Source organism: Glaciecola sp. G7-5 (assembly GCF_055808975.1).
In genome coordinates this window covers 3,094,331-3,120,755 of sequence record NZ_CM147892.1, presented here as the reverse complement: position 1 = coordinate 3,120,755, position 26,425 = coordinate 3,094,331, and the positions used below count along the sequence as shown (strand labels likewise).

The 26,425-nt window shown below is 40.7% G+C and carries 21 protein-coding genes and 2 tRNA genes; 12 read left to right on the top strand and 11 right to left on the bottom strand.

From position 1 onward, the window contains the following. Nucleotides 1-118 precede the first annotated feature (118 nt). Nucleotides 119-194 (top strand) — tRNA-Val (locus tag AC0L6H_RS13660). 28 nt (nucleotides 195-222) lie between these two features. After that, nucleotides 223-298: transfer RNA gene (locus AC0L6H_RS13655), tRNA-Val, on the top strand. Between the two features lie 166 nt (nucleotides 299-464). Here the strand turns inward: AC0L6H_RS13655 and AC0L6H_RS13650 are convergent. The 3 genes from AC0L6H_RS13650 to AC0L6H_RS13640 are packed head-to-tail and all read right to left on the bottom strand — an operon-like array spanning nucleotide 465 to nucleotide 2,802. Beyond that, nucleotides 465-911: a hypothetical protein gene (locus AC0L6H_RS13650; protein ID WP_473389612.1), complete on the bottom strand. Its 447-nt coding sequence runs from the start codon at nucleotides 909-911 to the stop codon at nucleotides 465-467. 20 nt (nucleotides 912-931) lie between these two features. Next, nucleotides 932-1,180 (bottom strand): TMEM175 family protein, encoded by a 249-nt coding sequence (locus tag AC0L6H_RS13645; RefSeq protein ID WP_473389611.1) that lies wholly within the window; start codon nucleotides 1,178-1,180, stop codon nucleotides 932-934. Further along, nucleotides 1,177-2,802, bottom strand: coding sequence for an RNA polymerase sigma factor (locus AC0L6H_RS13640; protein WP_473389609.1), 1,626 nt, complete (start codon nucleotides 2,800-2,802; stop codon nucleotides 1,177-1,179). Before AC0L6H_RS13640 ends, AC0L6H_RS13645 begins: the two co-directional genes overlap by 4 nt. Nucleotides 2,803-3,021: 219 nt before the next feature. Here AC0L6H_RS13640 and AC0L6H_RS13635 point away from each other — a divergent pair, with 219 nt between their 5' ends. From AC0L6H_RS13635 to AC0L6H_RS13625, 3 genes are all read left to right on the top strand, one after another. Further along, nucleotides 3,022-3,639, top strand: coding sequence for a CIA30 family protein (locus AC0L6H_RS13635; protein ID WP_473389608.1), 618 nt, complete (start codon nucleotides 3,022-3,024; stop codon nucleotides 3,637-3,639). Between the two features lie 119 nt (nucleotides 3,640-3,758). Next, the gene (locus AC0L6H_RS13630) at nucleotides 3,759-4,967 is read left to right on the top strand and encodes an acyltransferase family protein (protein WP_473389606.1); all 1,209 of its coding nucleotides are present in this window, start codon (nucleotides 3,759-3,761) and stop codon (nucleotides 4,965-4,967) included. Nucleotides 4,968-4,992: 25 nt separating this feature from the next. Then, on the top strand, nucleotides 4,993-5,307 hold the full coding sequence (locus AC0L6H_RS13625) for a hypothetical protein (protein ID WP_473389605.1): 315 nt from the start codon (nucleotides 4,993-4,995) through the stop codon (nucleotides 5,305-5,307). A 296-nt stretch (nucleotides 5,308-5,603) separates the two neighbouring features. Here AC0L6H_RS13625 and AC0L6H_RS13620 read toward each other — a convergent pair whose 3' ends face one another. Both AC0L6H_RS13620 and AC0L6H_RS13615 read right to left on the bottom strand, forming a co-directional pair. Further along, nucleotides 5,604-7,832 carry an NADP-dependent isocitrate dehydrogenase gene (locus tag AC0L6H_RS13620; protein ID WP_473389604.1) on the bottom strand — a complete coding sequence of 743 codons (2,229 nt, stop codon included), beginning with the start codon at nucleotides 7,830-7,832 and terminating at the stop codon, nucleotides 5,604-5,606. Nucleotides 7,833-8,526: 694 nt separating this feature from the next. Further along, nucleotides 8,527-10,206, bottom strand: coding sequence for a hypothetical protein (locus tag AC0L6H_RS13615; RefSeq protein WP_473389603.1), 1,680 nt, complete (start codon nucleotides 10,204-10,206; stop codon nucleotides 8,527-8,529). A 1,439-nt stretch (nucleotides 10,207-11,645) separates the two neighbouring features. Here AC0L6H_RS13615 and AC0L6H_RS13610 point away from each other — a divergent pair. From AC0L6H_RS13610 to AC0L6H_RS13600, 3 genes are read left to right on the top strand one after another with little or no spacing between them, the layout of a single operon-like run. Then, nucleotides 11,646-12,161 carry a hypothetical protein gene (locus AC0L6H_RS13610; RefSeq protein WP_473389601.1) on the top strand — a complete coding sequence of 172 codons (516 nt, stop codon included), beginning with the start codon at nucleotides 11,646-11,648 and terminating at the stop codon, nucleotides 12,159-12,161. After that, nucleotides 12,152-12,343 carry a hypothetical protein gene (locus AC0L6H_RS13605; RefSeq protein ID WP_473389600.1) on the top strand — a complete coding sequence of 64 codons (192 nt, stop codon included), beginning with the start codon at nucleotides 12,152-12,154 and terminating at the stop codon, nucleotides 12,341-12,343. Before AC0L6H_RS13610 ends, AC0L6H_RS13605 begins: the two co-directional genes overlap by 10 nt. Nucleotides 12,344-12,354: 11 nt before the next feature. After that, a complete protein-coding gene (locus AC0L6H_RS13600) occupies nucleotides 12,355-16,173 on the top strand; it encodes a tetratricopeptide repeat protein (RefSeq protein WP_473389599.1) in 3,819 nt (1,272 codons plus the stop codon). Between the two features lie 476 nt (nucleotides 16,174-16,649). On the opposite strand, the gene AC0L6H_RS13595 is transcribed toward AC0L6H_RS13600, so the two are convergent. Further along, a complete protein-coding gene (locus AC0L6H_RS13595; RefSeq protein WP_473389597.1) occupies nucleotides 16,650-19,592 on the bottom strand; it encodes a tetratricopeptide repeat protein in 2,943 nt (980 codons plus the stop codon). 347 nt (nucleotides 19,593-19,939) lie between these two features. Next, nucleotides 19,940-20,068 carry a hypothetical protein gene (locus AC0L6H_RS13590; RefSeq protein ID WP_473389595.1) on the bottom strand — a complete coding sequence of 43 codons (129 nt, stop codon included), beginning with the start codon at nucleotides 20,066-20,068 and terminating at the stop codon, nucleotides 19,940-19,942. Nucleotides 20,069-20,120: 52 nt separating this feature from the next. Here AC0L6H_RS13590 and AC0L6H_RS13585 point away from each other — a divergent pair, with 52 nt between their 5' ends. Together AC0L6H_RS13585 and AC0L6H_RS13580 are read left to right on the top strand one after the other, a co-directional pair. Beyond that, nucleotides 20,121-20,393 (top strand): hypothetical protein, encoded by a 273-nt coding sequence (locus tag AC0L6H_RS13585; protein ID WP_473389594.1) that lies wholly within the window; start codon nucleotides 20,121-20,123, stop codon nucleotides 20,391-20,393. A gap of 66 nt (nucleotides 20,394-20,459) precedes the next feature. Continuing rightward, nucleotides 20,460-21,218 (top strand): hypothetical protein, encoded by a 759-nt coding sequence (locus tag AC0L6H_RS13580; protein ID WP_473389593.1) that lies wholly within the window; start codon nucleotides 20,460-20,462, stop codon nucleotides 21,216-21,218. Nucleotides 21,219-21,339: 121 nt separating this feature from the next. Here AC0L6H_RS13580 and AC0L6H_RS13575 read toward each other — a convergent pair whose 3' ends face one another. Beyond that, nucleotides 21,340-22,263, bottom strand: a complete 924-nt coding sequence (locus AC0L6H_RS13575; RefSeq protein WP_473389592.1) for a hypothetical protein — start codon at nucleotides 22,261-22,263, stop codon at nucleotides 21,340-21,342. Nucleotides 22,264-22,421: 158 nt separating this feature from the next. Beyond that, nucleotides 22,422-22,691, bottom strand: a complete 270-nt coding sequence (locus AC0L6H_RS13570; RefSeq protein ID WP_473389590.1) for a hypothetical protein — start codon at nucleotides 22,689-22,691, stop codon at nucleotides 22,422-22,424. Nucleotides 22,692-23,184: 493 nt separating this feature from the next. Between AC0L6H_RS13570 and AC0L6H_RS13565 the strand changes: the two genes are divergently transcribed. Continuing rightward, complete coding sequence (locus AC0L6H_RS13565; RefSeq protein WP_473389589.1) at nucleotides 23,185-23,967, top strand: IclR family transcriptional regulator; 783 nt, start codon at nucleotides 23,185-23,187, stop codon at nucleotides 23,965-23,967. A 41-nt stretch (nucleotides 23,968-24,008) separates the two neighbouring features. Here AC0L6H_RS13565 and AC0L6H_RS13560 read toward each other — a convergent pair whose 3' ends face one another. Then, nucleotides 24,009-24,476 carry a glycoside hydrolase family 97 C-terminal domain-containing protein gene (locus AC0L6H_RS13560; RefSeq protein ID WP_473389588.1) on the bottom strand — a complete coding sequence of 156 codons (468 nt, stop codon included), beginning with the start codon at nucleotides 24,474-24,476 and terminating at the stop codon, nucleotides 24,009-24,011. Further along, nucleotides 24,466-25,224, bottom strand: a complete 759-nt coding sequence (locus tag AC0L6H_RS13555; protein WP_473389587.1) for a sulfatase-like hydrolase/transferase — start codon at nucleotides 25,222-25,224, stop codon at nucleotides 24,466-24,468. Before AC0L6H_RS13555 ends, AC0L6H_RS13560 begins: the two co-directional genes overlap by 11 nt. Nucleotides 25,225-25,502: 278 nt before the next feature. On the opposite strand from AC0L6H_RS13555, the gene AC0L6H_RS13550 reads away from it, so the two are divergent. Further along, nucleotides 25,503-26,408, top strand: a complete 906-nt coding sequence (locus AC0L6H_RS13550) for a GntR family transcriptional regulator (protein WP_473389586.1) — start codon at nucleotides 25,503-25,505, stop codon at nucleotides 26,406-26,408. The last annotated feature ends 17 nt before the right edge of the window (nucleotides 26,409-26,425 follow it).

Genomic DNA, 26,425 nt, shown 5'->3' with positions numbered 1-26,425 from the left:
TTTTTATCAAAATCGGGTTGACACTTTTAAGCGCAACTCTATAATACCGCTCCACTTGTTAAGAACACTCAGCGAAATCGCAGAGTCGCAGATTAGCAGGTAGTTTGAAGAAAATAGCGGACGCTTAGCTCAGTTGGGAGAGCATCGCCCTTACAAGGCGAGGGTCACTGGTTCAAGCCCAGTAGCGTCCACCACTTTTTCTTCATACAATTCAGATTTACCGGACGCTTAGCTCAGTTGGGAGAGCATCGCCCTTACAAGGCGAGGGTCACTGGTTCAAGCCCAGTAGCGTCCACCACTTCTCCAAAGTACATAAGCATCGCCGTTCTTTACAAAAGATGAGGCGAGTGGTTCAAGCCCAGTAGCGTCCACCACTTATTTTTTTAATGCTCTCCAAGCAATATTGAATATTTCATTTCTTCTATCCACAGTTTGAACCCGCGTATTTATAAAATTACTGATTCTTAAGATCTAACATAGATTTTAAGCCGCAAGCGCTGTCTCCAAACTTTTAAAACGGGCAGCACGAGCGCAAAAGCAATATAAAAGAAGCTAGCAGCCTTGGTCCAAAAAACACCTGTTGTTAACAATGCTATGGCAACAGAGCCTAGGGGAATCAAAGCGTTTATAAACCACAGCAAGGTAACGGTCTGGGTATCAAACTTCTCGTGTTTAGAGAGGCCAATCACGTCTGCAAGGCGAAACGCATGCCAATTAAGTGCGGCAATAATGCCAGAGAGCAAGCTGAATGCGAGGCCAAAGATGACAAGCAAACCGCTAAAATCATCAACAGAGTTAAGGGCAAATACTTCCCTAGAATCAAAACCAGGGATAAAATTGAATGCACCTGCATAAACGGCTTTAAGCGGATAGACAAAAACTAATACGACTAAAATGAGAAGGAGTGACAAAAAGGTCGAGGGCCCATCTTCTAGTCCAAAGCGTCTGCTCCAGATATGATGCGCGTACCAAAAAATACAATGTTAGCAAAACACATGGTAAAAGAAGGCACCTGCTTTAAAGCCAGCAGGAAATCCTGATAATTATCAGGAATGGTATCTCCCCCGCCTATAACTAACAAGGTCACAGCGAAGGCAAACGCGGCATCGACAAAGGTTTCAATCCTCGTCATTTCTGCTCCACGAATTTTAAAACCGTCTTTGCTATGACCCGTATTCACTGATTGTTATCCTTCTTCATTCTTTTACGCACACTTTTATAGTGCAGGTATGCAGGCGTAATCACAAATAATGCAATTAGCGCTGAAATCCAATGGCTACCTTGACTAAACAATGACAGTTTAGAAACCCCATAGGCTATTTCATTATTCACCTCAGCGGCGTAAGCATAGGCACCAATAGCCGCGTCATGTGCGACTGAGAAACCATGACTAAAAGCACTTTCCCAGCCCAAAGATGACAACGATGCATAAGCTTTATAACCGATTGCAGAGGCACCAAAAGCCAACAATCCAATCGCAACCGCGCTGAAGCTAACTAAGCCAATGCCAACGGCTCCAATACTAACAACACCTATAGAAATAACACCAACGCTAATTGGGGCTACAGCAATAAGCCCCCAAGCGAAAATAACGCCATAGGCCTTGCTACCTCCAGCAATCCAAGCAACTGCAGGCGGCTCGTTATACTCAGGCGTAGCGAATTGGAAATGTATCAATGGAATACCAAATACACGCAATGCGCTTTTATATTCGCGTTTTTTAGAGTGTTGTTGGTCAACCTCACGACTAAAGGCTTCAGGTTGAAAAATTCGTTCTCGCGCTCTTAATTCTTTAATGCTGCGCAAAGTGGCAAAGGTAAGCCAACAGTAGCCAAGCACAAATATGAACACAATGGCATGAGCCATTATGGTATAGGTCAATGCATTATCTGGATTACTCAAGGCAATGTTTTTTATACTAAAAATACTAAGGACCCATATGAGCGCAAACACAATATAGCTTGCAACTACCTTGTAACTGAGTTTTCGTTCATTGTCGGTTCTTGACTGATATAGGCTAGCTTTTAAACCAAACAATGCACTGATAAAACCTGAAAAAGACGCCACAAAAGTTAATAAGCTAGTTAACTTAAAGGTTGTGGCTGTTTTAATTGAGCTAGCACCTATTGCCGCTGCCGAAGCTGATTTAGTGATGTCTGTAAGAATTAGTGCAACACCTGCAGTAAAAGCGGTACCGGGCTTAGTTTTGTCTAAGGCATTTTCGACAAAGCCTAACATTGCTCGTTTAAGGAGTTTTCTTCCTCGAGATAATCTTTGTTTGGCGGTATCTATCGTTAAATCGAGTTCATCGGCAACGAGTTCAACAGACTGTTGCTGACGATAAAATAATATCAAGGGCTCTCGATAAGTGATATCGATGTTACTTAAGGTATTCCAAAGAAGGACTTGTTGCTGTTGTTCTATTGTCGCTTTTTCTAAATCTAATGTAGAAAAATCGGCCAATATTTGTCCTTCAATGTCTTCTGCGTCTCTTGCTGGTTGATTTTTTTCTTTTCTCAAATAGTGACTGATTTTAAATCGCAAAATACCACACAACCAAGATTTCAATTTCTCGGGCTCTCTCAGAGTATCAAGCTTCAACCAAGCTTCGATGAATACTTCTTGAGCAAGGTCTTCACTTTGCTTTATGTCACCAATAGACGCAAAGGCAAGAGAGCACAATAAATTTTGATAACGGGCCACAATTTCACAAAACGCATCACGATCGCCACCTAGAGATGTTAAAACTAAGGTGACGTCTTCTGTCTTATTAATTGCTTTTTGCTGTTTAAAAATAGTCATCAATACTTATCACAAGGGTCGAATATTCAATAAGTGCCTCCCCAATATAAAAGGTGACAACTTATTTCTAAATAACTGTAAATAGTTACCAAGATAAAATTTATTACTTTTATTGTCACCTTACTTCATGAGATGGGCACTTAAGCATTAACCACTTATTACTACAATTGCCAAAAGCGATTTCCAGTGATTTATCCTTTATAAACTTGGAGTAAATACATGAAACAGCAAGTACCCTTGTCTACGATCCGCAATAGCACCTCACGCATACTAATAATGCTATGTTCAGCATCTCTTTTGGCAATATCTGGTAATTTATTAGCCGATTCTGACACATCCATAGTAGATGACTTTAGCAACAATACCAACAATAGCCTTGGTTTGCCGAGACAATTTATGAACGACACCATGGTCGGTGGCGCTACGCAAACCAATGTCAGTATTGAAAGTGGCTTGATGAAAATAAGCGGTGAAATTGTACCTCCACGCGGCCAACCTGGCTGGGCTAGCACAGTTTTATTACTTGACGGTGAAGGTAAACCAATCGATGCGAGCGAATATACGGGCATTCGTATAGTGGTTAAAATAAATAGTGGCAGTCTTTCTATATCAGCAAACAGCACTGAAGTAGATAACTTTGATTATCACTCATCTGTTGTAATGGCGCCTTATGACGGCAAATTTCATGAGCTTAAAATTCCCTTTGATTCACTCAAGCGCAATTGGTCCGAGCAAAGCAGCCTCAACACGCAAACTATCAATAGCTTAAGCATAGTTGCATTTAGTGTACAAAAATCAAATTTTGATTATGAGCTAGATGAAGTCAGTTTATACTAAACCGGCTTGCTTCAAATCATATTATTAACGTCACCGACGTACGCTATAAAAGACTTGATTCATTGTTGAGTTAACTTATAGCTACTCTAAAAAAACATCCTAAACCAAAGGCCAAAACCATGTCTCTACAATATGATCCACGATTGGATTACCTTGACGCAGTTAGAAGTTTTGCCTTGCTACTTGGTATAGCCTTCCACACAGCTTTGTCCTTCATGCCCATCTTTATTGGCTGGGCAGTTATGGATATTTCTACTAGCAAACTTATACCCAGCTTTGTTTTGGTCAGTCATTCCTTTCGTATGGCTTTATTCTTTCTTATTGCTGGATATTTCAGCCACATGACCGTGCGTAAAAAGGGAATTAAACCTTTTATTCAATCGCGCTTGATACGAGTAGGTATACCTTTGCTGACTGCTTGGTTTGTATTGAAGCCACTATTAGTTTCGGGATGGATAATGGGGGCTGAAAGTATGCGTGGTGACGTAAACATTGTAGATGCACTCACAGCAGGATTTGCTAGCTTACACCAACTTCCTCAAGGGCTACTTATAGGCACTCACCTATGGTTTCTATATTACCTTTTGCTGGTGTCTACTAGCGTCATTGCTTTGAGGTTTTTGATAAGTCTTCACCCTCCCACAAAATCTCGACTTACACAATTTGCTGACCGCGTCATCAACTTAATAAGTAGCTCCTTTTGGATGATGTTGCTCATAGCGTTCCCAACAGCACTTGCTTTGTGGTTTATGCAGCACTGGGGATTGGACACGCCAGATAAATCTTTGCTACCACATATCCCCTTGTTTTGTATTTATGGTGGCTTCTTTATTTTCGGTTGGTTGCTAGAACGAGATGTGGCGACCTTAGATTCCTTTGCAAATATTACTTTGGCGAAGCTTTTATTGTGTGTTTTTTCCGTTGCAGCGGCAATATATCTATCTTATTTTCAGAGCAATTTTTCGCACCCGCATTACACTTTATTGAAGGCTTCTTTTATGTTGAGTTATGCGCTTATGATGTGGTCACTCATTTCGCTAAGCATTGGCTTGAGTAAAAAGTGGCTATCTCGTCCAAACAGATTGGTTCGCTACGTTGCCGATGCCTCGTATTGGCTGTATCTCGTGCATCTACCCATTGTTGTCTGGCTGCAGACTGCCTTTGCTGAGCTGCCATTTCACTGGACAATAAAGTTAGTCAGTATTTTTGTAATTACTCTCAGCACATCCCTGCTGCTATATGATTTGATAGTTAGATCAACGTTTATTGGCGCTACATTAAATGGTAAGCGAAAACCCAAAGCTTTGTTTAGCGCGACAAAGTACTAATACCTAGTTAAAAATAAGGATTCCTATGTTAAAAAAATTATTTCCAATTCTTGCCACCTCAGTGGTTTTTTCATGCACAACGTTATCAGATAGTGGAGCCGCGGTGCATTTGCTAGATTCAACATTGCATTTACCTGAAGACTGTTCCCTAATAAAGGATGTAGAGGGTGCAGCCGCTCAAGGTGACTTCGCTTCTTCACTTGAACTTGCCAAACTTAGATTGAGAAATGAGGCTGGTCAAGAGAACGCAAACTATGTTGTTATTACTGAAACAACTGAACCTGTTTTATTTAAGGGTTCTGCAGTCATTGGTGGGAAAGCTTACAGATGTAATATTTAGTATCTATTAGCAACTAAAGCGGAGAAACAATTTGATTGCTACACCAGCTCATTGAGAATGTGCTAAACGAATTGAATGAGTCAAGAATCTAGTGACGTTTTTAGAACAACGGTAGCCAGAATATCAAAAATCACAATTGCTTTTGTTTTTTGGTTTATTGATTTTGGGTGGTTGTTGTTTTGGTTTTCTAGGGTTTGTTGGAGGCCCCTTCCTTCGAAGGGGTGACGGTGGGTTGTCATATTCGCTGCAAGAATCACAGTGCCTTAGAAAAATGTGAAAAGTAATGTGTCTTATTTTTAAGCGTCTAATATACTGTTGAAGGTATTGCTAGGTCGCATTATTTTTGCGCATAAATCAGGATCAACTAAATAGTAACCGCCAACATCAACCGATTTGCCCTGCACCTCATTTAGCTCCTTAACAATGGCTTGTTCATTGGCGCTCAACTTTTCAAACAAGGGTTTAAATTGTGCAGCTAAATCAGCGTCGTCGCTTTGTTTACTGAGTTCTTCAGCCCAGTACAAACTTAGGTAAAAGTGACTACCTCTGTTGTCTATTTGCCCGACTGCTCTAGAGGGCGATTTGTCATTCTCTAACAAACGTCCCGTGGCCGCATCTAGGGTATCGGCTAAAATTTTAGCTTTTGTGTTTTTGTGTTTTAAACCTAAATCTTCGATAGACACAGCTAAGGCTAAGAACTCTCCTAACGAATCCCAACGCAAGTGGTTTTCTTCAAGTAACTGTTGAACATGCTTAGGTGCTGAACCACCAGCGCCTGTTTCAAATAAACCACCGCCTTTCATTAGTGGAACAACCGATAACATTTTGGCACTGGTTCCCAACTCTAATATAGGAAACAAATCAGTTAAGTAATCTCTCAAGATATTACCTGTAGCTGAAATAGTATCAAGACCACGCGCCACACGCTCTAATGTGTAACGCATTGCGCGTACTTGTGACATAATTTGAATATCGAGCCCTTCAGTATCGTGATCTTTAAGGTAAGTTTCGACTTTTTTGATCAGTTCATTTTCGTGCGGTCTGTATGGGTCTAACCAAAATACGACGGGCGTTTTAGATTCGCGTGCGCGACGCACAGCAAGCTTAACCCAGTCTTGAATCGGCAAGTCCTTGGTTTGACACATCCGCCAAATATCGCCTTTTTCCACACGCTGCTCTAACAACACTTCGCCACTTTCGATGTCTACTATTCTTGCAGTTCCAGCATTTGCTGACTCAAATGTTTTATCGTGTGAACCATATTCTTCAGCTTTTTGCGCCATCAGACCTACGTTAGGTACGGTGCCCATCGTGGTTGGGTCAAAGTTTCCGTGCCATTTGCAAAAGTTAATCATTTCTTGGTAAATACGCGCAAATGTTGATTCAGGCATTACGGCTTTACAATCGTAAGTTTTACCATCAGCACCCCACATTTTACCGCCTGAGCGGATCATAGCAGGCATCGATGCGTCCACTATTACATCGCTTGGAGAATGGAAGTTAGTGATACCTTTAGACGAGTCTACCATCGCTAAGCGCGGACGGTGAACCTGACAAGCATGTAAGTCTCGCTCAATTTCTTCACGCTTAGTAGCAGGTAATTCGGCGATTTTTTCATACAAACTCGCCATGCCGTTATTCACGTTAATGCCTAATTCATCAAAATAAGCACCGTGTTTTTCAAAAGCTTCTTTGTAATAAATCTTAACCGCATGCCCAAAAACGATAGGATGAGAAACTTTCATCATTGTTGCTTTTACGTGTAGAGAAAACAAAATACCTGACTCACGGCAGTCTTCCATTTCTTGCTCATAAAAATCGCAAAGTGCTTTCTTACTCATAAACATCAAGTCAATAACTTCACCATCTAACAATGGAATTTCTGGTTTTAATACCTGTGTATTGCCATCATCAGCAAGCAGTTCCATTCTAACGGTACGTGCTTTGTCGAGGACAATAGACTGTTCACCATCGTAAAAGTCACCGCTGTGCATGTGCGAAACATGGGTGCGAGACCACTGTTTCCACTCACCCATTGAGTGTGGATGTTTGCGAGCAAAGTTTTTCACTGCTTTAGGAGCACGACGATCTGAGTTACCTTCTCGCAAAACAGGATTAACCGAGCTACCTAAACTCTTACCATAACGTTGTCTTAATTCTTTTTCTTCGTCAGTTTTAGGATCGTCAGGGAAGTTAGGGAGTGCGTATCCTTTACTCTGTAATTCTTTGATACACGCTTTTAGCTGTTGTACCGACGCACTAATGTTAGGTAACTTAATAATGTTGGTATCGGGTTCTTGGGTAAGCTTACCAAGCTCAGCCAAGTTATCACTCACACGTTGTTCTTCAGACAAATACTCCGGAAATTCTGCGAGTACTCGCGCCGCTACCGAGATATCACTTAATTCTACGTCGATGTTGGCAGCGGCAGTGAACTTGCGAATAATAGGCAAAAGCGAGGCGGTTGCCAAAAGTGGCGCTTCGTCGGTATAGGTGTAAATAATTTTTTGTTTGTTGTCTGACATCTGGCTTGTTTCCTTGCTTGAGTAAAGGAATGAATAAACGCTATGTTTAATTTAAATAACGCGCACTGGTCCATCAAGCAATTGCGTCAACGAGCATGTGGCGCAACAATGAATAATAGACATTTTAGCGAATTAGTATGACAAATCCATATCGTTATGGTTGATTAAAACATAGCAAGAACAGCCGACACACACAACAGAATACGTATAAGACTTCAGTAGTGGACTTATTTTAAATAGCTCGTAAGGTAGCTGAATTATGTGCTCAACCCATAATTTTAATTACACCTCGATATCGATTGTTTTACTTTTTAACGCTACATCCTATGACTGAATAAGAAGAATAGACTTTTTCTGCGTGTTCAGCACATCAAATTGAGTTCATCCGATTTATTGCCGTGGGTAGTCATATTCGCTGTAAGTATCACAGTGCCTTAAAAACGTAGCGAAGGCATGATCTGTAAACGACCGTTGTACCCAAGTAAGCGGCCGTTGGCAAAAATATGGCATTACTTAGAATTGATTTTTGTGTTATTAAAAATCACGTTAATAATTGAAGGTTTCGTAGATAGCATAGAGAGTCGTTTTCCTCGTTAGCGGACATTAACGCCTCTAACACTGGCATGGTGAAGTTGCCGACTTTTTTGGAACAAAAAAAGGTGACAGCTTTACTATGTCCGAGTGCTTTGACTTGTTAAGCATTTTTCTTGTTTATATTGAACAACATGCCCACAGGTGATTTCTTTATTTTTTCGTTTTCGTTAGCTAAATCACGAATGGACTGCGGTATATCTTTAAGTTTAGGTACATCCAAAACCTGGTCAGCTGCAATAGTTGCCATCCCCCAAACAGGGACACCAGTAATTGCCGCTGTAACTTCAAGGGAGCCAACAACCAACCAAGAACCAATATCCTTACCTGCAAATTTCCACTTTTTAGCGGTTAATTCATCAATGTTTTTTTGATGTTGGCTAAAAGCATTATATATATTGTCAAATATCTGATCACGACTACGATGAAAGTTAGATGGGTTTGCTTCAATAAGTTCATTGACACCTTGCCCAAGGATAGTACGAATCTCTTCCATCGCGCCTTCTTTTCGAATTTCAATTAGAGATTCCGGAGGAATGTTTCCTAACCATTGCATTTCGCCGTTAGCCAGATCGCTTAACCCTTTGACAACGTGCAGATTCTCAGACTGGAACTCATTTTCAGCTTTCTCGGCATCATATTCCATTTTCCAAACGAGGTACTGCCAAGAGGTTGGAGCATCAATAATAGGAGAACCATTTAATCGTCGGGATTTAACTAGCAGCTCATTGCTGACACTCATACGACCGAGAGATTGCAAGGCTAGAAGCATGCCTGGTGAATCTACAAATGGCTTGTAATGGTCGCTTTCCAAGGCTTGGGCTAATTGAGAAGCTATATCACCTGTCCACTCAGTATCAAATAAAACCCTGCTTTTATCGCCAACTTCAGCGACAGCTCGTTCTATAGTATCAAGCTCTTGCGCAAACCCTATAAGCTCTTCAAAAGAATCGAATTTTCGATTGAACAATTTTCCTGCGTGAACTAACGAATCTTGCTTGCCTAAGGTCTGGAAAAAGTCTCTCTCATCTTTTTGAAGTGCTGCTTGATCTGGAAGAATTGCAACGATAGGAGTTTCTACATCAGCACAAGCTAAATCCTTATACTGAAGGATATTCATCGCATGCTTGATGAAATAGTACGCTTGATCCTTTTTAGGATAATTTGCAAATATGTGTTTGGAACGCAAAAATGGATCAGGCAACACAATTGTATCTGCATATATTCCGCATTTAGATGCTATGTTTTCATCATGCGAAGGGAATAGGTCGCCGCCAAATATGCCCTTTATATTTCCATGCATATCTTCAACATGAATATGAGCTATTTCGCCTACATCCTCCCAAAATTGATCTATCACATTCAGGAACTCGTCTAGGTTTTCCGTAAATCCTTCGATAGACTTTTCATTTTGAGTTAATGCTCGACCAGCATCATGAGGCGTGAGGTTTTGCTTTAGCATCATTTCATAGAATTGCCCAAAATTGTCCTCAATAAACTTGAAGTACATATTTTGTATTTCACTTAGTGATGCTTCTTTCTTTAACTCTTCTCTATCGTGCATTGCCGTAACAGCTAATGCCATAGAACGAACCAAGCCATCAACGGTGCTTAAATCAATCTCCCCATCGGGGCCTTCACGCACAGCGAGAAGACTCTTTTCAACATCGAGACCTTCGGCAATTTTTACTTTTCCTGCTTTGAATTGCTCTTGCAGAATCCTCAAACGACGACGAAGTCTTGCCTCGTATTCAACGTCTTCATTTATTTGCTCTTCGCTCATTTAGAACTCCAATTTCGATGAGATGCTCGACAGCTTATTATGAAGATTGCATTGTAACAACGGGTTATAGTCATCGCTTAAAATCTCCATACCATATTATTTTCAATAGCTTACTACTTTTTCGATGATAATTCCCACAACTTTTTCTGCGGTTATTATGCTTGTATAGTAACCGCGCTCGTTATTTTAAAATAAGTAAATTAAAAACCAAAACGTAGATTAATATAACAATACCCTACAAAAAACGTGGTAGAGCGACCCATTACTGGGCCGACCCCACACAGATCCGGACGTGCGGAACTACCGCATCCGGCTTTTCAGTTATATATACTCGTGCAGGCATTGCCTTTACGTGCCCAATCAAAAAACATTAACTTACGCTCCTGTAGTAAGTGATATTTCATCACCAACACAGCATTGACTGAATGTAACGAATTCCAAAGCAGCTTTCATGTATTATCCAGCCCTACATGTCCGGTGCATGTATCTATTGCAATTCTCATATAACTGTCAGCTCCTTCGCTATTTACAAGGCTATCCCCTGCTCAGACTACTATGGCCTGATCTGGCTGCCAAAGGGTCATCGAATCGCCTAACAACTTAGCTTATCTTATCTACCCCGTCCCTAGGGAACCACCTTGACTCTCTCAAGTTCCTAACACATCTCTTTATACATGCCACGGCTTGATAACTCCGCTGACTCGCCACAACCTCACCAATAGCGGTTGCTTTACGTGGACTTCGACTGTGTTACCGGCCTTGTCAGTCAGAACTTAATCAATTATCGAAGCGAATACCAGCACTTCAAGGACACGTATCCCCTATGCCCTATACAATTCGCTGTCTACGCTTCACATTGGTTGTTCGTTTGATGGTGTCCTCACACCTGAAAAGCTATCTCCTTTTCTCAAACTCCGCGCAACGCGCAAGACTCGCTACAGGTGGTTGGCTAGACCTTACCCGACAGGGACTTTCACCCTGCAAGACGCATCAAGCTTTGCTTGACGCACTAACACTGAGGATAAGCTTCATGCCGCCTAAAGGCTTGTTTTCACTTGGGTTGTACAATTCTTACTATGACAGTCCATAGTGAGAACGTCCGTTTTGCTATTTAATGTTGAGATGTCAAGTTTCTAATTTCTTGAAGATTAGAATTTGTCTGACACTTTTTAACATGCGCCCAATGATTTCATCTGACTGTCTGCAAAAGGCTCACTGAGGACGAATGGCGTCAATGGACGTTTAGCCCAAGAAAGCGGTCGTAGCTATTTTCTGTAGTTAGTCCTTGTGTGATTAGGTGCCATAGCCAAGTTGCAAAGCAGCTTTCCTGATAGCCGCCGTTTACGCCCAATACATAGAGAGATATTCCGTCACGCGGTTGTACTTGCTAACGATTTAAAGATAAACTCAAAGCAAGCTTAATCACAAAGGACTTGTTGATGTCAGATCCCTCTCCCAAGCGCATTAGTGCCAACGCGCCAATCAAAACCAAAGCTGACGAGGTTTTAGAAGAAGGCTTTTATAAAGATCTCGCCGGTCAAGCCGAACGCTTAGATAAATTCGCTTTAGAACTCATCAAACTTCAATTAGCAATTCCCGCTTTATATGCTGGTATCCTTAAATTATTGGCCGTCAAAGAAGTAGTGGTAGCAACAGTAAACGCCATTTCAGTTGTACCTGATATGTGCCTTTTGTTAAGCATTTTCACTCCTTGGTTACTCGCGCTTGTCCTCAGTTTTATAGCCGTCTTTCCCGCACAACATTATGAAGTGAAAGTTAACCCAATTATTGAACCCCTTCCTAAAAAACCCAAAGGAGCAATTACGATCAATGCCTATTTTCACTTTTGTGCACAGCGTAAATTTCGCCTTTTAGCTGTTTCCAGCTTTCTTACCTTTTTCGGAATTGCAGTTGCCGTGTTTGGTAACTTTTTATGGGAATTAATATGTCATTAGAAACTCGTTATTACCACTGCGCAAACTGTAAGCGCAAACCGCACATTCGCTTCACTGAGGACATGAAAGATACCATTATAGAAATCGAATGTGAGTTTTGTTTGCACAAGTTTGAGATAGATGAGAAAAACACCTCTCAGGCTCCGCCAGACACTCACCCAATTAATCGAGAGCAACGTTAGCAAGGACGCTTATGAAAACCCCAATATTTCTAATTACCTTAGAACAACAGTTTCTTATAGATAATACTGACCTTATTGAACAATCCCGTCAACTTGCACAAGCTTACCAGACGAAAATTACCATAGTTGAAGATGATGTTTTAAAGGCAATTGGGGAGAATTTGTGGCAAGCATTAGGCTGTGATGAAGAATTTACACACCAAGAGAAAACTAGTGGGCAAACCGCGCTAAATATCGTTATTAAAAGCAATAACCCTAAGATACTGAATTTAGCATGGGAAACACTCCATCATCCTAAACTTGGCTTTTTGGGGCGCTTAGAACGTTTTACGCTATCACGCCAACTGGCTATGGCACTGACGCCGAGCCTGCCCGATGTTGAAAGCACCCCCTTGCGCATCCTGTTGTTTGCGGCTATGCCAATGGATTTAGGGGAGCACGGGCGCTTACAGATTGAAGAAGAAAAGGCCAATATCCTACAGGCTGTTACTCCTTGGGAAGACCAAGGACTTGTTAAGCTTACCTGTCCGGATGACGGACGCTTTGAGAGCTTCAAACATGCACTGCAAGTACATCAGCCGCACCTAGTCTATTTAAGCGGGCATGGAACCTTACGCCACAATGCCGTAGATAATATTTATCAGGGTCAGTTTCTCTTTGAAGACCACTTCGCTAAAAGTTTAAGGGTGAGTGAAGATGATTTAGTTGCATGCTTTAACAATACCCGCGTTCAGGCCATTGTATTGTCTGCCTGTGAGAGTGGTAAATTCGACGCGCATGAGCTAAATAACGGCCTGAGTATTCGTTTGGCACAAAAAGGTATACCCCATGTCATTGGGATGCGCGAATCTATTTTAGATAGTGCGGGTTTGGAATTTGCAGTAACATTTTTACAACAGATAGCCAACAAACATTCCGTTGCCATGGCACTTCAAGATGCACGTCGGGCCATCAAAACACATATCAGTGGCTATGTTACCCGTGAGCAGCAGAATAACCCGATCCGCACAGCTATTACCAAACAGCAATGGTGCTTACCCAGTTTAATCAGCCACGAAATATCGCAGCCATTAGTCGATTGGTCTTTCAAACCTATACCCAAAGAATACGTCATTAGTTTTAATGACAGCATGGACAATATCAGCCTTCCTGAGCAGTTTTTAGGCCGTAAACGGGAGTTGTACACGCTATCGCCCCCTTTACTGGATGGCACCCAAAAACAACTGCTGTTAACTGCAGCCGGCGGCATGGGGAAAACTGCACTCGCGGGTAAACTTTGCCAACAGTTAATGCAAGCAGAGTTTGAAGTGTTTGCCTACACCGCACGGGAAGGCAACCAGTGGTCAGACTTTGTGACTGACTTAGAGTTTGCCTTAGAAGCTGATCATGCAAAACGATATGATGACAGAAAAGCGCGACTGAGTGCCCCCCAACAAGCGCAAACGCTACTCAAATATCTACTAGCACAGCATCAGGGCAAAGTGGTGTTATTCTTGGATAATCTGGAATCTATTCAGGACCCGCAAAGCCGAGAGTTAACTGATGATGTAAAGTTTTGGATAACTGTTGCGCAAACACTTACGACACAGGGGCTACGTATCATCCTCACCTCACGCTGGTGTATACCTGGATGGGAGGGAGAGACGCATCATGATTTAGAAGAACCCGCCTACAGCGACTTCATCGCTTTCGCCCGTCAAAAGGGATTGCTAACCACACTCACGGAACAACGAAAAAGCCGTGAAGTGTATGAAGTGTTAGGTGGCAACTTCCGCGCTTTTGAATTTTTTGTCAAGGCCTCCAAAACTATGGACTTGGCCGAAACTAACGACTTTTTAACCACCCTTAGTCTGGCCAAAAATGAAAGTCAAACCGATATGGCCTTGGACAAAGTGTTAAGCCAGCGGAGTGAACTAGAACGCTCCTTGCTGTCGCGTTTACTTGCCTATCCAACCCAGGTGCCAATGAAAGGGATAAGTGTTGTCGCACTCAAAGTAATGCCTCCACTTTCTGAGAAAGATGGGCATATTGAAGCCATCGAAGCATTAGCCAATTTCTCACTGGTAGAGCGCATTAATAATAGTGAGTTTGGTGTAACTGATTACTTGGTTGCGCCTTTAGTGAAAGACTACCTACTGCAACAGGGCTGGAAGACAACTCTTAAAACACGAAAAGTCGCTGCTCTGTATTTGTATCATGACCTGCTTGAGCAAAGGGAACGCCTAGATTTAGCCTTGATTATCCATAATGCATTGACAGAAGCCGCTGAAACAGACGCTGCACAGCATTTACTGCTTTATGTAATCTCGGGCAGTTTGAGCCGAGCGGGCCTCTACTACAGTCTGCTAAATGACTATCTTCTTCCTTCACTGAGCCTACCCCATTCAGCTATAATACTAGCAGCGACACAAGGTCACATCGGTAGACAATATCATTGTATTGGTAGTTATGAAGCTGCACTCAACTACTACAAACAGTCTCTAGCTATTTTTCTGGAAATCGGCGATAAGTCCGGTGAAGGCTACACCCTCAATAATATCTCTCAAATCTATACCGCAAGGAGTGACTACGAGACCGCACTCTACTACCTCAAACAGTCTCTCGCTATTGCTCAGGAAATCGGTGATAAGGTCGGTGAAAGCGCTGCCATCAATAACATTGCAGGTATTTACCAAGCACGGGGTGACTACGAGACCACACTCTACTATCTCAAACGGTCTCTCGCTATTCTACAGGAAATCGGCGATAAATCTGGCGAAGGCACCAATCTCAATAATATGTCGCAAATATTTAAGGAGCGTGGTGACTACGAAACCGCACTGCACTACCTCAAACAGTCTCTCGCTATTGCTCAGGAAGTCGGCGATAAGTCCAGTGAAGGCAGCAACCTCAATAATATATCGCATATATTTAAGGCGCGTGGTGACTACGAGACCGCACTCAACTACGTCAAACAGTCCCTCGCTATAAGACAGGAAATCGGCGATAAGTCCGGTGAAGGCTACACCCTTAATACCATGGGAACTATTACTCATGCACAGGGTGACTATGAGACCGCACTCAACTACCTCAAACAGTCTCTCGCTATTTTACAGGAAATCGGCGATAAGTCCGGTGAAGGCGACGCCCACAATAATATCTCGCAAATCTATGACGCATGGGGTGACTACGAGACCGCACTGACCTACCTCAAACAGTCTCTCGCTATAAGACAGGAAATCGGCGATAAGTCCGGTGAAGGCACCACCCTCATTAATATGGGAACTAACGCTTTTGCAAGCGGTGACTGCGAGACCGCACTCAACTACTACAAACAGTCTCTAGCTATTTTTCTGGAAATCGGCGATAAGTCCGCTGAAGGCTACACCCTCAATAATATCTCGCAAATCTATGCTGCATGGGGTGACTATGAGACCACACTCAATTACCTTAAACAGTCTCTCGCTATTATGCAGGAAATCGGCGATAAGGCCGGTGAAGGCGCCACCCTCAATAATATGGCAGCAAATGCTTATGAAAGGAGTGAATACGAGACCGCACTAAACTACTTCAAACAGTCTCTCGCTATTATGCAGGAAATCGGCGATAAGGCAGGTTTGTGTGCAACTCTATTTAATATGGGACATATTCATATTCAAAATAATGAAATGCAAGAAGCTGTTGAAGTTTGGTGCTCTGTTTATGTTATCGCCAAAGAATCGAACTACGCTCAGGCATTGCAATCGCTTGAGGGGCTAGCTTCTCAATTAGGCTTTGAAGGAGGCTTGGCGGGCTGGGAGATACTTGCAAAACAACTGCAAATAACAGATGGAAATATGAAAGAATCATGAAAATACATGCTTCACTGGTACTATTAAAACTAATTAGGAAAATATATCGTCAGAAGGTTTAAAGATTTGTAGTGAATGTCTGCTTTTTTCTCGATTTCATATTGTTAGATTATTAACCGATCAGACATTTCAAAAACTTTCTATTCATTTTGAACGCGCAACTGTCTGGTTTAGGCTCACTGAAGACGAATGGCGTCAATGGAAGCTTACACAAGATAACGGCCGTTTTATTTTAGGCACAGTTCGACATTTAATTAGCAAATTGCTGCTATAGTTGACTGACAAAAAACATCCAAAACCGGTCGTTAAGCGGCAGAATACTTAAGTAGATTCTGTGGCAACAGTTGCAATTATCTGAATTAGCAATTACGAGCCTGAAGCGCCCATATATTTACACTTCAATTTGGTAACATGTTACCGTTTGAATTTCATTGTTAAACCGTCTCGTTTTGTATTCAAAACAAAGAAATGAATATTCACTGTTTATCAATTTCTTCTGCTAGTGTTCTTAATTCAATTATCCATTTGTGTTTATCATCAAAATGCGAAAGTATCTTTTCCTCCAGCCCAAGTAACAATTCATCTCGCTCCTTGACTTCCCCTTGCTTATGAAGCATTTTTGCAATAAAAAAAACAGTTCTAAGATTATTCGAATGCGCTTCACCCAATACATCAGGTTGTCTTTGAATCTCCCAAATGGCACGAAACTCAGTTTCTGCTTCAGCATAGCGACCTTGCAAGGCGATTTGTACTGCTAGATTATTCCATGAAATCAGTGTTCGAGGGTGACTATTCCCAAGTGCTTCGGGCAGCCTCCTGATTTCCGTCACAGCTCGGTACTCTTCCTCTGCGTCCTTATACCGACCTTGAGAGCTTAATTGTTGTGCAATAAGCGAACGTGTAATCAGTGTACTTGGGTGGTGTTCACCAAGCACATATCGGAGTCTTTGCAGTTCAAAAACTGCTCGCAGTTCTTGCTCCGCTTCTTGATACCGTCCTTGACGGCCAATTTGCAGGGCTAAGTTAACTCTAGTCAACAGAGTGTCTGGGTGATGCTCTCCGAGAATTTCGGGCTTCCTTTGAATATTAAAAATTGAGCTAAATTCCTTCTCTGCATCATTATAGCGACCTTGATTACCAATTTGTTGAGCAAGGTTGATTCGGGCGATTAATGTGTATGGATGATATTCACCTAAGATGTTTGGCTGTCGCTGAATTTCCCAGATCGCTCGAAATTCCTGCTCAGCCTCTTTGAAACGGCCCTGATAGCCTATTTGATTGGCGAGGTTATTTCTAGTGGTTAAGGTGTCTGGGTGGTTCTCTCCTTGAACGTTGGACTGACTTTGAGTTTCCCAAATTAGGCGGAACTCGTTCTCCGCATCTTGATGGCGTCCTAGATTGCCCATTTGTTGTGCAATATTATGCCTAGTTCCTAGGGTGGCAACGTGTTGCTCTCCAAGCACATCTGGTCTTCTTCTAATTTCCCAAGTTTCTTTAAACTCATTCATAGCCTCTTGAAAGCGGCCTTGGTATCCAATTTGGAGAGCTAGATTGTGCCGAGTGGTTAGGGTGTCAGGATGGCATTCACCGAGTTCATCGAGTTGTTTTTGAATTTCCCAAACAGCACGAAACTCCTTCTCTGCTTCCCAGTAATGTCCTTGCCTTCCAAGTTGATAGGCGATACTACTTCTTGTTAAGAGTGTTTGAGGATGATTATAACCGTACATCTCAGAATGTCTTTGAACCTTCAAAATAGACCGAAACTGTTTTTCTGCCGTTTCATATCTGCCTTGTTGACTAACTTGTTCTGCCACCCTAAATTTTAATTCGATCAATTTATGAGGGTCTTTAAGCTCGGAAATAGAACTACTAAAGGAGACTACTCCCAAATAGATCCGCTCTAGTAGCTTAGCTCTGGCGCCATCTGAAAATACCTGACATTTCGTATAAAGCCACGAATAGAAACTATGAAAGTGAAATCTTAAGCGGTGGTAGACTGCTTGTTCTAGCGCTAGTTCGTGTATTTTAGTTAGTTCACTAGGATACATCGCGTTAAGAGTCGAATCATGAACATTAAATAGGGTTGTATGAATCGTTTCACATACTTTAGTTCGCTCTTTAATTTCAATTGCTTGGAGATATTCTCTCACTAACGCATGCATTGTATAGGTGCCACTTTCATCTTTGGAGATGAACGATTGCCGTGTAAACCAATTCCAATTTAAATTGTTAATGCCACCTCCATGCTCTTTGAACAAGAGCATCAATATGTCTTCAGACAGTGAATTAGGATACGAAGCTAATCTCACCATGGTTTGCTCATTGGTGGGTAAGTGGTCTAAAAAACGCTGCAAGATATCCGCGTGCGTGCCACCAAATAATGCAATATCAACCTTACCACTGTCCATTAGCCTTTCATATTGCTGGACTTGTAAGTCTAAGTAAAAAGGCAGTCCTTTTGCACTGTCGACGATGCGATTACGGATCTCAATGTCAACTATAGGGACTTTTGACAAAAACAAGTGACTGTCTTCATTAGATAATGCTCCTAATCGATGGCAATCAATGCATGAGCCCCAATCTGCATCCAGTGCCTCCCATTGCAATATGTCTCTACCAAATATGGCATATAGCACGCCGGGTGAGTACTCAATAAGTAATCTGACCCAACTATCATGTCTGGCCCCCATTAATGGGTCTGTAGTATTCGTATCACGCCACAACGCTTCATACGTATCAAAACCGACAAATATCCGTTTGTTTGGATGCCGCTCGACAATATCGTATAAGTCAGCTCCGAGATATTCGGGTAATTTAGCTAACAGTTCATCGGCTTCGAGTGTATCAATACCTCTAAGTACCGCACAACCACGCCGCTTGTACCATTCTTTGAGTCGGGCTGAAAGTCTTGCGCTGTATTTATATAAAAAGCCTATTCCTGGGGTATCTTCCATAAGGTCTTTTACAAGTTCAATGGTGTCATTCAGCAGCGTATTTTCACCTTTAAACAATTCAGGAAATTTATCTCTAATATCAACTTGCGGATTGGTTTTGACATGATAACGAGCAAACCCAGTATCAAAACAAGGAAACGAGGCGCCAAATGACAGACCGAGTTGCAACCTTATAGACAACAATGCTTGCTCAATTGCTCTGAACTGAGGTGCGTCCAAGTTGACACTCGCAACATTTATGTCGAGATCACTATGAATGTCCTGATTCATTTCATCAATTGTGCTGATGATTTTACGTAGCAAGGCTGATTTTCCCTCGCCTCCCACACCATACCAGTTCAATACCTCGCATTTTTCCAATGAAGGGGTTTGTTTAACCGCGGCAATGAACAATTCTACCGGGCCGACTCTATCGGTAAATTCTCTGGTAGCGACAAATTTATTGGTATGATGCTTAGGCTTCATATTCTTCCTTAATAGGATGGATTTCCTTGGTCAGCGAAAATATTTTCAATAAGTACTATCGTTTATAAAACAAACAATATCAATGAGAAAATCATTCAGGTTGAGATGATATGTAGGAAAACTCATGCCGCTGAAGCTTTTGATCTTTCGCTTCTTTTACAGCAATTATTGATGTCACAACTGTCCGCTTTCTGCCTCTCAAGGGTCAGTCAAGGCTTCAATATTTTTCGTGAAAATGAACAATAAAATTTCTTTAAATTTAGAAAACGTATGTCCGGTTTAGGCTCACTCTTGCCGGTCAACCTTTCCTTATACGACTTGTAGAAGTATGATACTTTCTTGTCAATCTACAAACCATCATTTCTCCCTTCTTCAATTAGTGTTGGAAAAGTTGGTACTGATCTAAAATTGTACTTTTTCGATATTTCTTCGGTTAGCGTATACCCATAGGTGAATTCTGTAAACTGTGATTCCATTGCTGATCCTTATCTAGTAATTACAGACAAACGGATAATAAAAGGCTCTAAAGTGTCAGCAGGATTGCTGAATAAATGGTGCTATGATATCACTCTCGTGCAAATTCAGATGGTTTTATTGAACCAAAAGAATCAATTTTTTGATGCCCTAGATAAGCTGCCACAGAGACTAGTCGGTAGCGTTAATTTGTCCTATACTTCTGTGTGCCCGCTGAAATTACGTCAGCAAGTTTGGAATAATTTAGCTGATGGATGGAAGCCGGAAAAACTTGATTCTCTAGCAGAAGAAATTAATCTTGAGCAAATACCGGAAAAATCAGATTAATTTTGGCTGGTAAAGTTACTTGTAGAGTTTTTGTGAAATTAAAATAATATTTTCAGACGTTAATTAATGACTAAACAAGCATTTTCAGTTTATCCTGAAATTTATAGCTCGGACTTATTAAAAACTATTTACTTACTGGAAACTTTAGCTTCAGAAGCTGAGTTCCCTGATGCTTACACTCTCAAAAGTTTAAATAGTTCAGTTGTAGAGCTTTTTGATTTCATCAAGAATCAAACTAATGATCAATTAGTTGAATATGCTTTCTCTGTTGTCCAGAAACTTTATCAAAACCAAAGTCAGCTTAGACAATCAATAGCTCCCATCTGCTTCTTGATTGAAACAAAAGCTCCTCTTTACTCTGATTGGTTGATGGATATCATTTTTGCTCAGGAAATTATCGAGGATTATCGTATTATCAAGAGTTCTATTGGTTCTAATAATCTTTTTACAAGTAAAACAGCTCAAAAATATTGGCAGTTGATCGAACAAGGTCATAAAAATCAAAGTTTACTAGAAACTGAATCTGAACTTGGTGAACTCTATATTTATAGTCAAAGGTCTGAACTGCTTATCAATCTAAAAAACATGAGCGATGAAATCCGATATCCCGACATTTACTTTCCAAGAATCAGGTATTTAACTTATCAACATTTTGAAATTTTAAAAAACCTTGATGATAACGAAATTTTAGAACAGACTCTCTATAATCTAAATCTAATCTTTCAGAACTACCAAACTTCAATCTCTCTGGCTCCGATTAAACAATTTGCCAAGCAAAACCCTAATCTCTTGCAATCGGAAATTAGAAGTTTAATTGAAAGTTAAATATCTAAGAAACCAGGTAGTATAGATGAAAAGCAGTATTTATAATTATTGGAGACATTAGATGAGCTTTTTAGCTCCAAGTTACTCTAATGAGCTAAAAAGTTTAGTTAGACAATTTAGATTACTTTGTTAAAGAATTCCCTATCTTTTCAGCCCCTGTGGCAAGAGCCTCTAGTCTAGCTACTTTTAACTTTAACAGCATCTCAAAACCGGTGTCGTTCATATTATCTATTCTAGATTGAGTAGCGGGTTTACTTGCTTCGCTGTTACTTTTAAGGAGAAGCACTGCATTGTTGTATAGTGAGTTCCATTCAGCTTCTTGCACTTTATGCTTAATAGCATAGTCGCGTCCATTCTTTATATATGTTAACGCCATACGAGCATTTTGCCTGGCCTCTTCTTCTAGAGGCTGTACAGACACAAATACACGCCGAAAGCTAGCCTTATCTCCCACTTTTACTTTGCTATTAAATGTATTAAAAATCTCGTTGACAGTATTTATACAGTCTGTAATTTCCCTCAGCGCATTGGTCTTAAAATCTAAAAACGAAGCCTCATGATCTAGCTTAGGCATTACCTTTTCTTCAAGCCCAAGCAACAGTTTTTCCTTTTCTTTTAACGTTGTTTGAGGTGTCTCCTTCTTTACCTCCGAAGTTTTGTATGGCGAAGTCTTCTTTTTATTGACACTAAGATTAGCTGTCGGTCTACTATATTTTAATCTCATTATTTGTTGGTTGAGATAGCCGGCATAGCATTGCAGATCACGTGCAGAGGCTCTGGATAAAGTGGCTATCTCTTTTTTGGGCTGGCGGTTGGGCGCAGTAAGATTTCCTGTTAGGATACAATTTGTTGCGCCTTCGCATACGGCTGTCAAGGTTTTTCGATTTGTATTATATTTTATGTCTACATGCTTAGACTCTAAATAGTATGTTACGACACCAAGTTTTACAGTGAGGTACTGACCTATTTTTCCAAACTCCGGATAAGACAACGATTTTTTACTTTTTTTCTTGACCACGCTTGTCAACTCGCTTAACGAGGTCACGCAGTAAGTCGCTTCCTGAGCTTGTGAAGGAAGTATTTGGATAAGTAGTAATAGGCAAATCAATTGTCGCATAGTTATGAGTTTTAAGTTAAATCATTAACATTAATAATTAGAAATTATAATGGCTTTTATTAAAAATTTCAGTTTTTTGAAACACTCTATGGTTTCACAGCAGATTTATCTTTTAGCTTCTTCATTTGGATTTCACAACTTTGCGTGTCTTTCTTAAATTCCATAGGTTTATCATAGATGGTGGAGTCGCTTTCACGCTTTAATTTTTTAAACTTATGAGTATCTTCCGGCTTGATAGGTGGTTTGTCGACTTTCTTTACATTAGGACAATAATCCACGCCAATACCAGTTGGCTTAGGATCTTTTTTACAACTTAATACAATTAAACTTAGCAAAATAATAGAGATCGTTTTCATAATGATGGGGACATTGAACAGGCTAAAAATAAATTAAAAGTTAACAACGTGCAATAAGGTAGCTGCATTACTTTAAACCATCCTATCAAGATTGCAATTATCAATATGATCTGCAAATGCTCGATTGTTCTATGACGTTGAGTGTTAAACACCTTTTTATAATTAATTAGTCCTCTCGCAATTATTTGCTTATACAGGCGTTCTCACTGGCAATTCAAACTTAAAAACATTTTGTCTCTCTGCAACACCGATGTTAGATGCTTGAAAGAGAAAAACGGCTACCATGGTTATCATTAGCGATAATGGGTTAATTATAGGGGCAGTGTGCTTGCAATTGTGGTGTAATACTTTTGTTGAGTTTTTATCAATGTAAATTGCGTTTCGCCTTACAAAAACTGTGTTCGTAATATAAAATTAAACATTAAGTGCACGACCCAACGTAGAAAAGTAAACGCAATGCAAATAACGTGATAACGCTGAAAACGGAAAAAAGATGGCAGAAAATAAAATAAAAAGAGAGTATTCAGCGCCCGCATTGGAAAAAGGCTTTGAAATTTTAGAGCTTTTGGCTGAAGCGCAAAAGCCAATGTCATTAGTTCAAATATCTAACACTTTAAATCGCTCTAAAAGTGAGCTTTATCGTATGTTAGCCGCGCTTGAAAAAATGGGTTACCTGTGTAAAAACCAAGGCTCTGATTACTATCATATTACTAATCGCTTGTTCGATTTAGGGCTAAGAGTACCACCTGTTGGCACACTGATTGAGGCGGCATATCCTATCATGAGGGAGCTTGCAGCGACTATATTTCAATCCTGCCATATTGCCGTTGAAAGTCAAAATCGTATGGTGGTTGTGGCAAAAGTTGAAAATCCTGGCAGTGTCGGGTTTTCGGTACATTTGGGGCATCATCTGAATTTACACGAATCGGGCTCTGGGAAAGTATTATTGGCTTGGAAGTCGCCAACACAGCAAGCAAAGGCTTTAAGTGAACTATCGAAAGTCTATGCTGAGCTTGACAAAACTCAACTTGTCGACGCTTTACTCGAAATAAAAGAACGTGGATACGCTAAGGTTAAAAGCCCTATTATTCAGGGTTTGCACGATATCTCCTATCCTATTTTTGCGGGCGATTCAGGGCATATTATTGGCACCCTCACCGTTCCCTTTTTGAAAAACAGTCAATCAGACGTCAACATAAACGCGGCGCAAGAACACATAAGTGAAGCCGCTGCGCGCTTATCAGAACTTAGCTTGTCATATTCAGGCCAATTTTAACTTATTGGCCTAAATGTCTTTGTGTTGTTTAAGCTTCTGCCCTATCGCTTATCAGTTTTAATCGGGCTTATCCAAATCGCTTGTCCACCTCCAGGGGCTAAGTCCATTGTTAGCTTATCACCCTTTTTAAGCTCAACGCTTCGAATTTCGTAGGCTTCGCGATTATTGATATAATGCGCATCCGGCGCATCGGCGAATATTTTAGCAGTGTAGCGTTGCTTGGCTTCAAGAAAGCTCAAATCCAGCGGTAGTGAAGCGCCCTGCTCATTAATTACAGCCCCAACAAACCAATCTTCACCGCTTCTTCGGGCAGTAACGATATGTTGGTTTATATCACTTGATACCACTATCGACTCGTCCCACGATGCGGGCATTTTTTCAAAAAACTCAAATAAGTCTTGTTTCGCTAAATATTCTTCTGGCGAATCAGGAAAAATGATTAAACCTGAAAAAATGACCAAAGCCCTAGCAAGTTCGCTACTTACGGTAGAATTCACGTCAGCTTTCACGCTGCTCCATCGACAATGTGCTGTTTGCGTGTGGCACGTTAAAGTTAATTAATAGTGCAAAAGGTTTATCTTGCGGGCGACTATCTAAAAAGTCATAACCTGCCTGAAAAGCCTCATTTGGTGCCATAAAGTTTTCTAGGCCTTCTTCTATAATTTCAATTTGTGTATCAGATTCTGCATTTTTAAAGATTGCATGTTGCGCTTTATCTTTTGGATAGAAACCTAGGTGTTTATGACTTGCATACCAGTAATCGAAACTGTTATCCATAACCCCACTTTTATAACCGGTCACGCCCTTATCATTAATGCCAATAGGTGTGTGATTTTTACCTACATAACCTACAAAATAGCCAGCCTGTTTCAATTGCATCGGGTAAGTCTGTTGATAAGCAGCTTCTGTCATACTACTTTGAGAATTAAAGTTTATTCCATGTCGACGCTCATATAAGCCGCTCAGTAAAGTTGTGCGACTTGGCGTGCAAACAGCACTTGTGGCAAAACCAGAGCTAAACACCGTGCCGTTGGCCGCCAGTTCGTCAATATTTGGCGTTTTGATAATAGGATGGCCTTCGTAACCAGTTAAACCTATTCGCATATCGTCTGCGAGGATCACAACTACGTTAGGGCGCGGCGAATCAACATTAAGCCCAGATCCCTCTTCAACAATGTTATTGCTGCATGCTGACGCACTAACGACTATAAAGATACTGATCCATAGTCTAGCTAAAAATGTAATTGTTAAATCCATGTTATGTCCAATTTGAGAACGTAATTTGTGAGTAATGGCCACTTATCACCACAAATATATGTGTGTTTATATATAGAATACACAGATTACTGCCGAGCATGCCGTAAGTCAACTATTATAAGTGTAAAGTAATTGAAAAGATTTATGACAATAGGTGTGTGTTTTGTAAAAAAACATCGTTTATAGTATAAATTTTCGGATATACTAAAGAAATGATGTAGTATTTCGTATAAAAGTACCCATTATATAAGAACATAATAATAAAGAAGGAGAAGTGCTTGAGTGAGAAGACTTATTTGATTAAAAGTTCGATTAATCGGATTCTTGATATGATCGTTGCGTTGCCTGAAGGTCAAGATGTCATGGCAAACGATATTGAGCTAACAAAAATACTCAATATTAGCCGCACAACCGTAAGAGCTTGTGTTGAGCACTTATGCGAAAGCGAGGTAATTAAACGTTCAGGTTCAAACAAAATTGTTTTACGTAAACCGACAAAAGATGATTACTTCGACATAGAAAATAAAAGCTCAACGAAAGACGAACAGATTGAAAAGTACTTCCTCAACCTCATTAACATGGGAAAACTTTTACCCGGCGATAGGTTTTCTGAATTAGGTTTAGCCAAACAATCAGGCTGTACAACAATTACTGTTCGAGAGTTTTTGCTTAAGTTTTCTAATAACGGCCTAATAGAAAAAATACCCCGTGGTCGCTGGAAGATGGTTAAGTTTGACGAAGAGTTCGCCCGAGAACTTATTTCATTTCGTCAATTACTCGAGATGAACGCCATTACTAAGCTGTTAAAACTCCCAAAAAGCGATCCTATTTGGCAGGACCTCTCTGAGCTTCTCGTAAAACACCAAGAGGTAAGAGCGGATATCGAAAATCGGTATTTAGAATTTCCCGATTTAGATAAAGAATTACATTTCAAAATAAAGCACTGTACCCAAAATCGATTTATTGACCAGTTTTACAATATCGTTTCTTTTGTTTGTCACTATCATTATCAGTGGGATAAAACCGGTGAGTTAGAAAGGTTTACTGTAGCCATAGACGAACACATAGAGATTTTACAAAATCTTGTGACACATGACACGGTTGGCACTATAAAAAGCTTGGAAAAGCATCTTCAAACAGCTGAGATTACTTTATTAAGATGTGTACATGGGCTTGAAGTGTAGCGTTTTATTTTGTGATA